At 68.2% G+C, this 12,898-nt stretch carries 11 protein-coding genes and 1 pseudogene; 6 read left to right on the forward strand and 6 right to left on the reverse strand.

Translation table 11 applies throughout. The features are described 5' to 3' along the window. Positions 1–84: 84 nt before the first annotated feature. The 3 genes from rplL to KYX17_RS26685 form a co-directional block, all read right to left on the reverse strand. Positions 85–468: a 50S ribosomal protein L7/L12 gene (rplL, locus tag KYX17_RS26675; protein WP_137417804.1), complete on the reverse strand. Its 384-nt coding sequence runs from the start codon at positions 466–468 to the stop codon at positions 85–87. A gap of 51 nt (positions 469–519) precedes the next feature. Beyond that, the gene (gene rplJ / locus KYX17_RS26680) at positions 520–1,008 is read right to left on the reverse strand and encodes a 50S ribosomal protein L10 (RefSeq protein WP_137417805.1); all 489 of its coding nucleotides are present in this window, start codon (positions 1,006–1,008) and stop codon (positions 520–522) included. 310 nt (positions 1,009–1,318) lie between these two features. Next, positions 1,319–5,452 carry a 5'-nucleotidase C-terminal domain-containing protein gene (locus tag KYX17_RS26685; RefSeq protein ID WP_243231669.1) on the reverse strand — a complete coding sequence of 1,378 codons (4,134 nt, stop codon included), beginning with the start codon at positions 5,450–5,452 and terminating at the stop codon, positions 1,319–1,321. Positions 5,453–5,623: 171 nt separating this feature from the next. On the opposite strand from KYX17_RS26685, the gene KYX17_RS26690 reads away from it, so the two are divergent. From KYX17_RS26690 to KYX17_RS26705, 4 genes are all read left to right on the forward strand, one after another. Continuing rightward, positions 5,624–6,277 (forward strand): YqaJ viral recombinase family protein, encoded by a 654-nt coding sequence (locus KYX17_RS26690; protein WP_243231670.1) that lies wholly within the window; start codon positions 5,624–5,626, stop codon positions 6,275–6,277. Positions 6,278–6,714: 437 nt separating this feature from the next. Continuing rightward, positions 6,715–8,316, forward strand: coding sequence for an MDR family MFS transporter (locus KYX17_RS26695; RefSeq protein WP_243231700.1), 1,602 nt, complete (start codon positions 6,715–6,717; stop codon positions 8,314–8,316). Between the two features lie 10 nt (positions 8,317–8,326). After that, on the forward strand, positions 8,327–8,797 hold the full coding sequence (locus KYX17_RS26700) for a MarR family winged helix-turn-helix transcriptional regulator (protein ID WP_243231671.1): 471 nt from the start codon (positions 8,327–8,329) through the stop codon (positions 8,795–8,797). A 172-nt stretch (positions 8,798–8,969) separates the two neighbouring features. Next, a complete protein-coding gene (locus tag KYX17_RS26705; protein ID WP_374208994.1) occupies positions 8,970–9,998 on the forward strand; it encodes an NADP-dependent oxidoreductase in 1,029 nt (342 codons plus the stop codon). Here KYX17_RS26705 and KYX17_RS26710 read toward each other — a convergent pair. Continuing rightward, positions 9,985–10,878, reverse strand: a complete 894-nt coding sequence (locus tag KYX17_RS26710; RefSeq protein ID WP_243231673.1) for a LysR family transcriptional regulator ArgP — start codon at positions 10,876–10,878, stop codon at positions 9,985–9,987. The two genes, KYX17_RS26705 and KYX17_RS26710, sit on opposite strands and share 14 nt — an antisense overlap. A gap of 68 nt (positions 10,879–10,946) precedes the next feature. On the opposite strand from KYX17_RS26710, the gene KYX17_RS26715 reads away from it, so the two are divergent. Further along, positions 10,947–11,567, forward strand: a complete 621-nt coding sequence (locus KYX17_RS26715; RefSeq protein WP_243231675.1) for a LysE/ArgO family amino acid transporter — start codon at positions 10,947–10,949, stop codon at positions 11,565–11,567. 89 nt (positions 11,568–11,656) lie between these two features. After that, a complete protein-coding gene (locus KYX17_RS26720) occupies positions 11,657–11,932 on the forward strand; it encodes an acylphosphatase (protein ID WP_243231676.1) in 276 nt (91 codons plus the stop codon). 54 nt (positions 11,933–11,986) lie between these two features. On the opposite strand, the gene rplA is transcribed toward KYX17_RS26720, so the two are convergent. Further along, positions 11,987–12,679, reverse strand: coding sequence for a 50S ribosomal protein L1 (gene rplA / locus KYX17_RS26725; protein ID WP_137417827.1), 693 nt, complete (start codon positions 12,677–12,679; stop codon positions 11,987–11,989). Between the two features lie 14 nt (positions 12,680–12,693). Continuing rightward, a pseudogene (locus tag KYX17_RS26730) lies at positions 12,694–12,898 on the reverse strand (50S ribosomal protein L11); the annotation flags it as partial.

Consider the following 12,898-nt stretch of genomic DNA (forward strand, 5'->3'; position numbering starts at 1 on the left):
ATGAGAGCGTGCTACGCACGCGGACGCACGAAGGCCCCGGATGCGGCGAACGCATCCGGGGCCTTCGTGAAGAAGGTGAGGACCTTACTTGAGGGTGACCGTCGCGCCGGCCTCTTCGAGAGCGGCCTTCGCCTTGTCGGCGGTCTCCTTGTTGGCGCCTTCGAGAACGGGCTTGGGAGCGCCGTCCACGAGAGCCTTGGCCTCGCCGAGGCCGAGCGAGGTGAGCTCGCGGACCGTCTTGATGACCTGGATCTTCTTGTCGCCAGCGGCCTCGAGGATGACGTCGAAGGAGTCCTTCTCCTCGACCTCTTCCGCGCCACCAGCGGCACCCGCAGCGCCGGCGACGGCGACGGGGGCGGCAGCGGTGACGTCGAACTTCTCCTCGAACGCCTTCACGAACTCGCTGAGCTCGACGAGGGTCAGGCCGGCAAACTGCTCGAGCAGCTCCTCAGTGGTGAGCTTCGCCATGATGTATCTCCTAGATAGGTGGGGGTGTGTGGGAAAGAGCTCGCCGGACGCTTACGCGGCCTCGGCGGTCTCCAGCTTTTCGCGAAGCGCGTCGATGGTGGCCGCAGCCTTGCCCATCGTCGCCTTCATCATGCCCGCGGCCTTCGCCAGCAGAACCTCACGGCTCTCCAGGGAGGCGTACTTGTTGACCTCGTCGGCACTCAGGGCGTTGCCCTCGAAGATGCCGCCCTTGATCACGAGAAGCGGGTTGGCCTTGGCGAAGTCACGCAGAGCCTTGGCGGTGGCGACGAAGTCACCGTGCACGAACGCCACAGCCGAGGGACCCTTGAGGTCCTCGTCCAGCGCCGTGATCCCCGCGTTGTTCGCGGCGATCTTGGTCAGCGTGTTCTTCACCACGGCGTAGCTCGCGTCCTGACGGATGCTGTTGCGCAGCTGCTTGAGCTGGGCGACCGTCAGACCGCGGTACTCGGTCAGCAGAACGGCAGTCGAGTCCTCGAAGTTCTTCGTGAGCTCGGCGACCGATGCATCCTTCTGCGCCATGGTCACTCCTTGATGTGAACGTGACACCCCGCGGTGGCGGAGCGTCGGCCTGGACCACCCGCACATGACAAAAGCTCCGGCGCAAGCGCACGGAGCTCGGTTCCCGAAGGAGGAAGTTCAGTGTCACCTGCGCGGGCCCCTGCGTGGCAGAGCTTCGATCGCATCGCGTTTTCACGCACAGCGATGACCAGCGGTCTTTGGCTTATGACCAGAGTACGCCACGTCGCCCGTTGCCCCAAATCCGCGCGGAGAAGGCACGACCCCCGCCCGGATCACCGGGCGGGGGTCGTGTCTCGATACCGACGTGCGGTCAGGCTCGCCTGCGGCGGATCGTGCGCGCCGAGACGCCGACGCCCACCAGCAGCAGCGCCATCAGCGACAGCCCCAGAATCGATCCGCCGTCCTGGCCGGTGCTGGGCAGTGCGCCGATCCGCACCTGTTGCCAACCGATCACGTTGCCCTCCGCATCCTGCACGATGAGTCGGTGCGCCCCGGCGACACCCGCGGGCAGGGTCACCGTGATGTTGCCGAGCTCGTCCACGCGGTACCAGCCCAGCAGCACCGGATCGGAGCGCAACCAGACGCTCACCCAGTCACCGGCGTACTCCTCGCCGACATGGATCGTGACCGTCTGACCGGGCTGGAGGTTCGTCCCGCCCTGGATCTGCACGGCGTTCTGCGTGGCGGGCGTGAGCGCCGACTCGGGCGCCGGCGTCTCGACTCCGCCTCCCGTTCCCGGCAGGGCGGGCCGCACGTTGATCGGTACGCGGATGACGGTTCCCGAGTCCGGTGCTGTGAGGGTCAGCACCGCTGGCCCCACGATGTCGCTCGGCGTCGCCACGGAGATGCGGGCGACACCGTCGGTGACGGCTACCGGCGGGTACACGGTATCGCCGATCGCTGGTTCGATCGTGGTGTTGACCGGGCTCCCCAGTGAGGTGAGGTCGAGGCCCGACACTTCGAGCGTGACGCTCTGACCGGCCTCCACGGACCCCGCCAACCCGCGGACCTGCGCGCTCCGCGATGCGAAGTCGGGCTCGATGTCCGGATTCGCCGCGAGGAAGGCGATCCAGGCATCGCGGTCGACGAGACCGGAGTCGCGCGTCTGTGTCCCGCTCTTGAAGGTGCGGAAGTTGTCACCGCCGGTCAGCAGGAAGTTGAACGAGCCCACCCGGTACTCGCGGTTCGGATCGATCGGCTGCCCGTCGATCCACACGCCCGTGATGTGCGAACCCTGCGCCGCCGACGCGTCGTAGGTGTAGAAGACGTTCTCCGACAGACCGAGCTGCAGGTAGGGCCTCGACGGCACCTGCCCCTTGTCGTCGAGCTGCCACTGCTCTTCGAGCACCTTCGTGAACTGGGCGCCCGTAAGGGTCGTCGTCCACAGGTTGTTCACGAAGGGCAGGACGGCATTCGCCTCGGCGTACGTGATGACGCCGTCGGGCGCGTACCTCAGGTCGGCCCGCAGCCCGCCCGGGTTGACCACACCGATCTCCGCGCCGCCGCGCGCCGGGTCGGCCAGCGCATCGCGAATGGAGTCCGCGACGAGGTTGCCCAGCGTCGATTGCGCGGCGCGGTTGTCGCGCTCCCCACCCGTGTAAACGCCGTCGACGTAGGAACCGCCGCTGAACGCGGTCGTGATGTCGGCGGCGACCGACCCCACGGGCTTGTTCCCGACGATCGCGGCCTCTGCCAGCGTCGCGTCGACGATCTGCTTGACCTCTGCCACGCGAGGATAGGTAGCGACCAGATCCGCGTCAGCCGTCTTGGTTCGGGCTGTGAGGTTCGTGTTGTACGACGCCACGGATCCCGTCACAGGGTCGACCTGCAGAACGACCTGTCCGATGTTCTCCCCGTAGTTTCCGGTCTGAACGATCGGGCGCGTGCGATCCGTGCCCGGAATCTTCGCATTCCATGGGTAGGCCATGTGGGTGTGACCCGTGAAGATCGCATCAACCGCGGCGGACGTGTCGTTGACGATGGATGCGAACGCTCCGCCGCGGGCGATTTGAGCCTCGAGCGTGGATTTCGCCTCACCTTCCGACGCACCCTCGTGGTACTCGGCGATGATGATGTCGGCCTCGCCGTTGGCCGGCTCACCGTCGGTCAGCTGTGCCGCCACGCGGTTCACGGCTTCAACCGGGTCACCGAAGGAGACCCCCTTGATCCCGTCGGGCGAAACCAGGGTCGGAGTCTCCTCGGTGATCGCACCGATCACAGCGACCGTGAGTCCGCTGACGGTGAATGTCGCGTACTCCGGAAGGAGGACCTCCCCCGATGCGGCGTCGTAGACGTTCGCGCCGAGGTACGCGAAGTCGGCGCTTCCGGCGACGCGGCCGGTGAGATCGTCGATGCCCTGGTCGAACTCATGATTGCCCACCGCAGAGGCCTTCAGCCCGAGGGCGTTGAGAACGTCGAGAGTCGGCTCGTCCTGGAAGTAGGAGGAAGCGAAGAGCGAGGCACCGATGTTGTCGCCCGCCGAGAGGAAGAGCGTGTTCGCATCGCCGTACTCCGCGCGCAGCTGCTCGACCGTCCCGGCGAACTTCACCGTGTTCGCGTCGATCCTGCCGTGGAAATCGTTGATGTTGAGCAGGTTCACCGGAACCATGATCGGGACGACCACCTCTGCCGCGGCAAGGGTCGAGCCCAGCTGCGGCGCGGTGATCGGGATGGTGATCGCACCGCCGGGGGCGTCTGCGGCCACCTTCACCTCGATGTCGACGGATGCGGTCGCGCCGGGCGCGGTCGTGGGGATCGACCACGTCAGCGTCGAGTCCTTACGTGCGACATCCTTCGGGAGGATCGGGAACGACGCCTGGGTCAGCAACTGGCTCGCATCCGCGACCACGGTCGCGCCGGCGAGGTCCACCCGTCCGGTGTTCTCGACCTTCAGCGTCAGCGTCGCGGTGTCGCCCGGCAACAGCGTCTCGCCCGCGGTCACGTCGCTCGTGATAGCGGCGGTCCACATCGCGGGCCACGCGGGCTTGTCGGCGTCGAGCAGCCAGTCCTGGAAGAAGGTACCGAGATCGCGGCCGGAGACCTGCTCGGCGAGGGCGATGAAGTCGTCGGTGTCCGCGGCGCCGCCGGCGTGCGCCTTCGTCCAGGCGGCGTAGGTGGCGTCGAAGGCGTCGCGGCCGATCGCGGTCATGAGCGCGCCGAGCGTGTACTTGCCACGGTTGTAGACCTGCCAGTCGTAGAGCTCCGCCGGGTCTGTGAACCCGACGGTCGGCGTCACCCAGCGGGAATCCGATGCCGAGCTCCAGCTGCTGAAGGAGTCGTTCTCCGGGGTCGTCTGGGTAAGGCCGACGCCGTAGCGGTAGTAGGCCGTGAAGAACTCCGCGGCGCCCTCGTTGAGCCAGATGTGAGACCAGTCCGTCGGTGTCACCTCGTTGCCGAGCCACTGGTGGACCAGCTCGTGCACGAGTGTGCTCGCTCCGACGCTGCCGTCGAAGAACGAACGGTCCTGCGTCTCCAGCGCGTACTCCACGCCCACGCGGTCGACGATGAGGCCGACGCTGTTGCCCGGATAGGGGCCGAGCTTCGTCTCGAGCCAATCGATGATCTGCTTGATCTCTCCGCGACGCGTGTTGATCGTGTTCTGGACGTTCACACTGATGGTGGGGTCGACGAAGCTCCACTCGTGCAGCGTGCGACCGCTGGCGAGAGTGATGTCGCTCTCGAGGACGTTGAAGCGCCCGATCGAGAGGACGGAGAGCTCGGTCGCCATGGGCTTGCGCTGCTGCCAGTCCCACGTGGTGGTCCCCGCCTGCGCGTCGACCGTCTTTCCGATCAGCTCGCCGTTGCTCGCCACGCTCAGCGGGTTACCCCCGGCCGTGGTGGGGGCGGTCACGCTGATGTCATAGGTGGCCTTGTCGGCTGTCGCGTTGTTCTGCGGGAACCATGCCATGGCCCCGATCGGCTGACCCAGCGCCGTGGCACCGTCCGAGGTCTTCACCCAGCCCTCCGACGAACCGTCGGCGTCGATGTGCTCGACGGGGGCTCCCGAGTAGACGACGGCGACCGTGAACGACCCGCTCACGGGGGCAGCGGGGGTGATGTCGAGCTTGAAGAGCGTGGCTTCCGCATCCTGCTCGCGCGAGAACTGCGCAGGCGCACCGTTCACCGTCACGCTCTCCACCGTCATGCCCTCGAAATCGAGCGAGAACGCTGACAACGGCGTCGGCGCGGTGGCCTCGATCGTCGCGACCGCGCTGACGTCGTCGTTCGCGCGGTACGTCAGGTCGAGGTCGTAGTGGGTGACGTCGTAGCCGCCGTTGCCGACGTTGGGGAAGAGCGGGTCGCCCGCCGTGCGTGCGCCGACCGTCGGCTCCGCCGCGCCGGCGGGGACGGTCGCCACCGCCGACGCCGCGACAACGGCTCCGACGATGAGGGCTGCGGTGAGGATCCGGCCACGGCGGTGCGGTCGGAGTATGGAGTCGGACATGGTCCCCCTGGGTCGACGCGGGCGCGAGAGCGCGAGGAAGGTGCAACGGCCCCGACCCTAGGGTTCAGAGATTTCTTACCCGTTTCCCAGCCGTTCCAAATGTCAGCCGCGGCGCGCCGATGGGCGCATGTCGCTCTCGAGGGGGTCGGCGACCGGGCGTACCCTCGAGAGGTGACCCCCGAACTCGCCGCTCGCATCGTCGCGGACTCCCGCGATCGGGTGGCGTGGATCCGGGCGCGCTCACGCGGCATCACGGCGACGGATGTGGCCTCGCTCACGAGCGAGCGGGCGATCGCGAAGGCCGCCGACCAGAAGCTGGGCGGCTCGAGGTTCTCCGGCAACGCCTACACCGACCACGGTCGGCGCCGCGAGCCCGAGATCGCCGCCTGGGTCGCGGCGACCCACGGCATCCAGCCCTCATCAGCGCTGTTCCACGCGGTCGTGGAGAAGCGGCATCTGGCAACTCCCGACGGCATCGCCGTCGACGCGGACGGCCGGGTGACGCTCGCGGAGATCAAGACGACCAACAAATCGTGGCGATCGATCCCTCGGGGTTACCTCCGCCAGGTGTGGTGGCAGCAGCACGTTCTCGGCGCCGAACGCACTCTCGTCGCCTGGGAGCAGCACGACGGCTTCGTTCCGGTCGACGACGAGCCGCGGTGCGCATGGGTCGAGCGTGACGAGGTCGAGATCGGCAAGCTCGTGCGCCTTGCGACCGCCCTGATCGACGAGCTGCACCTGCGCACCACACGCGGTCGCGCGCCCGCCCCGGCCCCGGAGACTCCGCAGCGTCGCGAGTATCGCGCGCTCGTCTTCAGCGACTGACTCCGGCCGCCGGAACCCCCGCGCGCCCTCGCCCCTGCCACTCTCACCCCTCGTTGGCGCCGCCCTCGCATCCACGTTCGAGGGACGCAAAACGTTGCCGCGATCGCCGATTCGAGGCAATTCGGGTCCTTTGAACGCACCGCATCCGGGTTCGAGGGACGCGAGACGTCACCCCGGACACCCACGCACTGCATCTCGGGTCCCTCGAACAGTTCGGGGAATCCGTCCAGACGGATGGGAATAGTTGACGCGTCTCAACGATTGACCATATAGTTGACCCAACTCAATCGTTGACAGATATCAACTTACTGCGCCGACGACGCCGCACCCCACCGAAGGATGCCGCTGTGACCACCACCATCTCCCGACCGACGGACGCGTCGAGCAAGACCGAGCGCCGTCACGTCCTCGAAGCCCTGTCCGGCCTGCTGCTGGGCATGTTCGTGTCGATGCTCGCGTCGACCGTCGTCTCGACGTCGCTCCCCGTGATCATCCACGACCTCTCCGGGGACCAGAGCTCGTTCACCTGGGTCGTCACCGCGACCCTCCTGACGACCGCGATCACGACCCCCATCTGGGGCAAGCTCGCGGACCTCACGAACCGGAAGGTGCTGTATCAGCTGGCGATCGCGATCTTCGTGCTCGCCACCGCGGCCGCGGGATTCTCCCAGAGCCCCGAGATGCTCATCGCGTTCCGCGCGGTGCAGGGCATCGGCGCCGGCGGCCTTGCCGCGCTCAGCCAGGTCATCATGTCGGACATCATCAGCCCGCGTGAACGCGGTCGCTACATGGGCCTGTTCGGCGCGGTGATGGCGGTCGCGACCGTCGGCGGCCCGCTGCTCGGCGGGGTGATCACGGATGCCTGGGGCTGGCGATGGAACTTCTTCGTCGCGCTCCCCTTCGCCGTCGCGGCGCTGCTCATCGTGCAGCGCACGCTACACCTGCCCCAGCGCACACCGCGCAAGGTGTCGATCGACTACATGGGCATCGTCCTGCTGGGCACCGCCGTGTCGCTCCTGCTGATCTGGATCACCCTCGCCGGCAAGGACTTCGAGTGGTGGAGCCTGAACACGCTGTTCATGGTCGGCGGCGCGGTCGTCGCAACGGTTCTGTTCATCGTCGTCGAGCTGCGGGTGCGCGAGCCCCTCATCCCGCTGACGCTGTTCCGTAACCGCACCTTCACCCTGGCCGTGATCGCCTCGATCGCCACGGGCATCGCGATGTTCGGCGCATCCGTGTACCTGAGCCAGTACATGCAGTCGGCCCGCGGCGCCACGCCGACCGAAGCCGGTGTCATGACGATCCCGATGATCGCGGGACTGCTCGTCGCGTCCATGGGCGTCGGAGCGCTCATCACCCGGTTCGGCCACTGGAAGCCCTACCTCATCGCGGGTGGCGTGCTGCTGACGGCGGGTTCCGCGCTGCTGTCGACGATTCACTACGACACCCCCTTCGCACTCGTGTCGGTGTTCATGTTCCTGCTGGGCGCCGGCGTCGGCATGACGATGCAGAACCTCGTGCTCGTCGTGCAGAACACCTCCCACCCGAGCGAGATCGGCGCCGCGAGTTCGGGCGTCACGTTCTTCCGCAGCCTGGGCGGCACGATCGGCGTCTCCGTGATGGGTGCGGCCCTCGCGACCCGCGTGACCGACCTGCTCGCCGATCGCGCGGACGAGATCCGCACCGCGCTGGCCGGGCTCGGCAAGGCCGGCGCCGAGTGGGCCACGCAGCTAAGCTCGGGCACCCTGCCTCAGGTCGCGGCCATGCCCGAGCCGCTGCGGGTCATCTTCGAGGATGTGTACGCGAACGGCATCTCGCACGCGTTCCTCATCGCGGTGCCCGTCGCCGTGCTGAGCGTTCTGGCGATCGTGTTCCTTCCGAACACACCGCTGACGCGGATGACCACGACCGAGCGGGCACACGCGTCCGAGGCGGATCTGGCGACGGTGTCGGTGCCCGAGGCGATGGCCACACTCACCGCGACCGGCACCATCGCGACGCCGTCGGGAACGTCGGATGCGGGCGACGAGCGCAAGTAGAGTGATCACGATGTCCGAGAAGTCGAGCGACGAGGAGCGCACCGAGGCGGTGCGCGCACTCGAGGCACAGTTCAGCGACCTCATCGGACAGTTCCGACGCGTCATCAGCGAGAACGCCCATCGCGTCAGCCCGGGGCTTCTCCCCGGGGCGTACAAGGTGTTCACGACCATCGCGCGCCACGAGACCGTGACGCAGGCGACGCTGGCGGATCATCTGCTGCTGGACAAGGGCCAGCTCAGCCGGACGGTCCGCGAACTCGAAGCCCTCGGTCTCATCACGCGCTCCCCGGACCCGGCCGACGGCCGCTCCAGCCTGCTTTCACCCACCGAGTACGGGATGGAGCGACTCGCCGCCGCGCGAGCCCCGCAGGAGGGGGTGCTGGTGCGCGCGCTCGAGAACTGGGACGTCTCCGACATCGACAACCTGCGCCGCCTGCTCCAAGCGCTGATAGCCGGCATCCGGCCCGACACGGTCTCCTGACCTTCAGGAAGAGTCCCCGCACCGACATCCGGTGCGGGGACTCTCGCTTTTGCGGGTTGAGAGGTTCTCCGCACGGTGACACCGGGGTAACGCCCGCGAGACATAGCCGCGATTGACTGAGGGCAGACACCGCATCGCATGCCGATGCCTTCCGCAGCGAAAGGAGCGGCCGATGATCCCCCGACCGCTGAGACACGACGCCTCCTCCCCCGCACCGATGCGGGCCGAGGACGTCCCGACCCAGATGCGCGCCGCCGTCATCACCACCACCGGAGCACCGGAGCTCCTCCACGAGACTCAGCTGCCGGTTCCACAGCCTGTGCTCGGCGAGCTGCTCGTGCGCGTGGTCGCCGCCGGAGTGAACCCCATCGACGCGAAGACGCGCGCGGGCCAGGGAGTGAGCGGCGCCATCGCGGGCTACCCCACCACGTTGGGCTTCGATTTCAGCGGCGTCGTCATCACCTCCCCGTTCGAGGCGCACCCCTTCCCCGCCGGCACCGAGGTCTTCGGAATGGTGCCCTTCCCGCGCACCGGCGGAACCTACGCCGAGTACGTCGTTGTGCCGTCGCAGTCGCTCGCCCGAAAGCCCGCATCGCTCTCGCACGTGGAGGCGGCAGGCATCCCTCTCGCCGCCCTCACCGCCTGGGGCGTGGTCGTGGAGACCGCGCACGCCCACGAGGGTCAGCGCGTGCTGATCCACGCCGGGAGCGGCGGAGTGGGCCACTTCGCGGTACAGCTCGCCGCGTACTTCGGCGCGCACGTGACGGTCACCTCCTCCGCACGCAACGCCGCGTGGCTCCGCGAGCTCGGCGCATCCGTGGTCATCGACTACGCCACCACGCGTTTCGAGGATGTCGTGGCCGACATGGACGTCGTCATCGATCTCGTCGCCAACACGGAGGACGAGATCGGCACGCGCTCGCTCGGCGTCATCCGCCCCGGCGGCCTGTACGTCATGGTGCCCAGCGGTGGCTGGCCCGGCTTCGCCGAGGCGGCGTCCGAGGCGGGGGTACGCGCCACCGGCTACAAGGTCATCCCCGACGGCGACGTCCTCGCCACCCTCGCGCGCCTACTCGACACGGGATCGATCCAGGTCTACATCGACACCGTGTACGACCTCGCGGATGCGGCCGAGGCGCACCGCGCGCTGGAGCGGGGACGCACGCGGGGGAAGTCGGTGCTGCGCATCAGCGAGGCGTGATCCGCAGCGCTGTGCGCGCCGTGCGCGTCACCGCATCCGCGACCGCATCCAGCAGCCCGGAGGCGAGGTTCCACTGCTGCCAGTACAGGGGGACGTCGACCGGCGAGCCGGGAAGCAGCACGAGGGAGCCGTCGGCGAGGTCCGACTCCGTCTGAAGATCGGGCAGCATCCCCCATCCGAGACCACCGCGCACCGCATCGGCGAAGGCGTGCGATCCGGGAACGAAGCTGCGCGGCGGCGACGCGGGATCGACGCCCCGCTCTCGTAGCCACCTGGACTGCAGTTCGTCGCGGCGGTCGTAGTCGACGACTCGCACGTGCTCCGCGCCGCGACGTTCGAGCTCACGCGCGAGGGTCGGCGTCGCCACGGCGCGGTAGCGCATCGCACCGAGCGGAGACACTCGGCACCCGGCCACCGGGGCGGCCCGGGACGTGACCGCGGCGACCACACGCCCCGATGCGAGCAGTTCTGCGGTGAAGTCCTGATCGTCCCGGTGGAGATCGAACACCACATCGTGCACCGCGACGACATGCGACAGCGCGGCGACGAACCAGGTCGACAACGAGTCCGCATTCACGGCGAGCGACAGACTGACCGGTGTCGTGCTCTCTCCTTCAACGGGCTCGCCCAACTCCCGCAGCACGTCGTGCGAGAGCAGCGCGTACTGCCGCGCGAGGCGCACGACACGCTCACCGTCCGCGGTCGCGCGCGCGGGTTTGGACCGCACGAGCAGCACACGACCCAGACGCTCTTCGAGCACGCGGATGCGTTGGCTGACCGCCGAGGGCGTGATGTGCAGGCGGCGAGCCGCCGCATCCATCGTGCCCGTATCGACGACGGCGGCGAGGGTCGCCGCGAGTTCCGCCGGAAGGTCGATCATGAGCACAGCTTATGTGGATGAAGGAATCAGAGCTGGTGCTCATGTTGCACCCGCCCTAGCGTCGGAGCGTGTTCCCCTCACTCGCCGCCGGCCTCGGGCTCGGCCTGTCGCTCATCGTGGCCATCGGCGCGCAGAACCTCTTCGTGCTGCGTCAAGGCATCCGGCGGGAGCACGTGCTCTCGGTCGCACTCGTCTGCGCCGCCTCGGATGCGGTGCTCATCGCGGTCGGGGTGTCGGGGCTGGGGCTCCTCCTGGAGGCCGCTCCGTGGGCGGTGCAGGTGGCGCGATGGGCGGGCGCCGCGTTCCTCCTCGCGTACGCCCTGCTCGCGGCGCGCAGGGCCTGGCGCCCCGTCGACGTGCCGACCGTCGATGTGACATCCGTTCCCGCGGCGGTGCGCACCTCTCGCACCGCGGCTCTGCTCACCTGCCTGGCGCTGACCTGGCTCAATCCGCACGTCTACCTCGACACGGTCTTCCTGCTCGGTTCCGTGGCGAGCACGCATGGCGACACTCGGTGGTGGTTCGCGGCCGGCGCGATGTTCGCGAGCCTGGCATGGTTCCTCTCGCTCGCCTACGGCGCCCGGCTGCTCGGCCGGATGTTCACGTCGCCGGTCGCCTGGCGTGTGCTCGACGGCATCATCGCCGTCGTCATGGCGCTGATCGCGCTCAGCCTCATCCTCGGGGGCTGATGCGGGCGCACGCGCAGGGCATCCTGCCACCGGCTCGCCATTCGCGACAGCCCGCAGCGTCACCGGCGCATCCGCGGCACAATGTGCGCATGCGTCATGTCCGAGTGATCGTCAGCGGCGCCGTGCAGGGCGTCGGCTTCCGCTATTGCGCCCACGATGCGGCCGCCCGCCTCGGCGTCGCCGGCTGGGTGAGAAACCGCCATGACGGCACTGTCGAGGCCGAGCTCCACGGAGAAGAAGGACGCGTGGATCAGATGATCGATTGGCTTCGCAAGGGACCGCCCGCAGCGCACGTCGAGCGCGTGGAGGTCTCGGAGGCCACTCCTACCGGACCGCTCAGTTTCGACATCCGAGAAGACGCCTGAACACGCAGGAAGGGCCCCGTCCTCGAGGACGGGGCCCTTCCTGTGAGACGTGTCTCAGACCAGTGCGTTGACATCCAGCGGGATGCCGGGGCCGAACGTCGTCGACACCGCACCCTTCTGGATGTAACGGCCCTTGGAGCTGGACGGCTTCAGACGGACGATCTCCTCGAGAGCGGCCTTCAGGTTCTCGTCGAGCTGGTCGGCCGAGAACGAGGCCTTGCCCACGACGAAGTGCACGTTGGCGTGCTTGTCGACGCGGAACTCGATCTTGCCACCCTTGATCTCCTCGACGGCCTTGGCCGGGTTCGGGGTGACCGTGCCGGTCTTCGGGTTCGGCATGAGGCCACGGGGACCCAGGACCTTACCGAGGCGACCGACCTGACCCATGAGCTCGGGGGTCGAGACGGCGGCGTCGAACGACGTGTAGCCGCCCGCGACCTTCTCGATCAGCTCGGCGCCGCCGACCTCGTCCGCGCCCGCTGCGAGAGCGGCCTCGGCGGCCGGGCCCGTCGCGAACACGATGACGCGGGCGGTCTTGCCCGTGCCGTGCGGCAGGATGACGGTGCCGCGCACCATCTGGTCGGCCTTGCGGGGGTCGACCGACAGCTTGAGGGCAACCTCGACGGTGGAGTCGAACTTCTTCGACCCGGTCTCCTTCGCGAGGGTCACAGCCTCGGTCGGGGTGTAGAACTTGTCGGCCTCGATCTTCTCGGCGGCCGCGCGGAATGCCTTGGACTTGGTAGCCATGTTCGTTATCTCCCTCAGTCCTCGACCGTGATGCCCATGGAGCGAGCGGTGCCGGCGATGATCAGCGAGGCAGCCTCGATGTCGTTCGCGTTCAGGTCGGGCATCTTCGTCTCGGCGATCTGGCGCACCTGGTCCTTGGTGAGCTTCGCGACCTTGACGGTGTGGGGGGTCTTCGAACCCTTGGCGACGCCGGCGGCCTTCTTGATGAGCTCCGCGGCG

Source organism: Microbacterium sp. CIAB417 (assembly GCF_022788845.1).

Coding starts and splice junctions, on each gene's coding strand:
- rplJ (WP_137417805.1), bottom strand. CDS start 1,008: ATGGCGCAGAAGGATGCATCGGTCGCCGAGCTCACGAAGAACTTCGAG.
- rplL (WP_137417804.1), bottom strand. CDS start 468: ATGGCGAAGCTCACCACTGAGGAGCTGCTCGAGCAGTTTGCCGGCCTG.
- KYX17_RS26720 (WP_243231676.1), top strand. CDS start 11,657: ATGCGTCATGTCCGAGTGATCGTCAGCGGCGCCGTGCAGGGCGTCGGC.
- rplA (WP_137417827.1), bottom strand. CDS start 12,679: ATGGCTACCAAGTCCAAGGCATTCCGCGCGGCCGCCGAGAAGATCGAG.
- KYX17_RS26710 (WP_243231673.1), bottom strand. CDS start 10,878: ATGATCGACCTTCCGGCGGAACTCGCGGCGACCCTCGCCGCCGTCGTC.
- KYX17_RS26685 (WP_243231669.1), bottom strand. CDS start 5,452: ATGTCCGACTCCATACTCCGACCGCACCGCCGTGGCCGGATCCTCACC.
- KYX17_RS26705 (WP_374208994.1), top strand. CDS start 8,970: ATGATCCCCCGACCGCTGAGACACGACGCCTCCTCCCCCGCACCGATG.
- KYX17_RS26695 (WP_243231700.1), top strand. CDS start 6,715: ATGTTCGTGTCGATGCTCGCGTCGACCGTCGTCTCGACGTCGCTCCCC.
- KYX17_RS26700 (WP_243231671.1), top strand. CDS start 8,327: ATGTCCGAGAAGTCGAGCGACGAGGAGCGCACCGAGGCGGTGCGCGCA.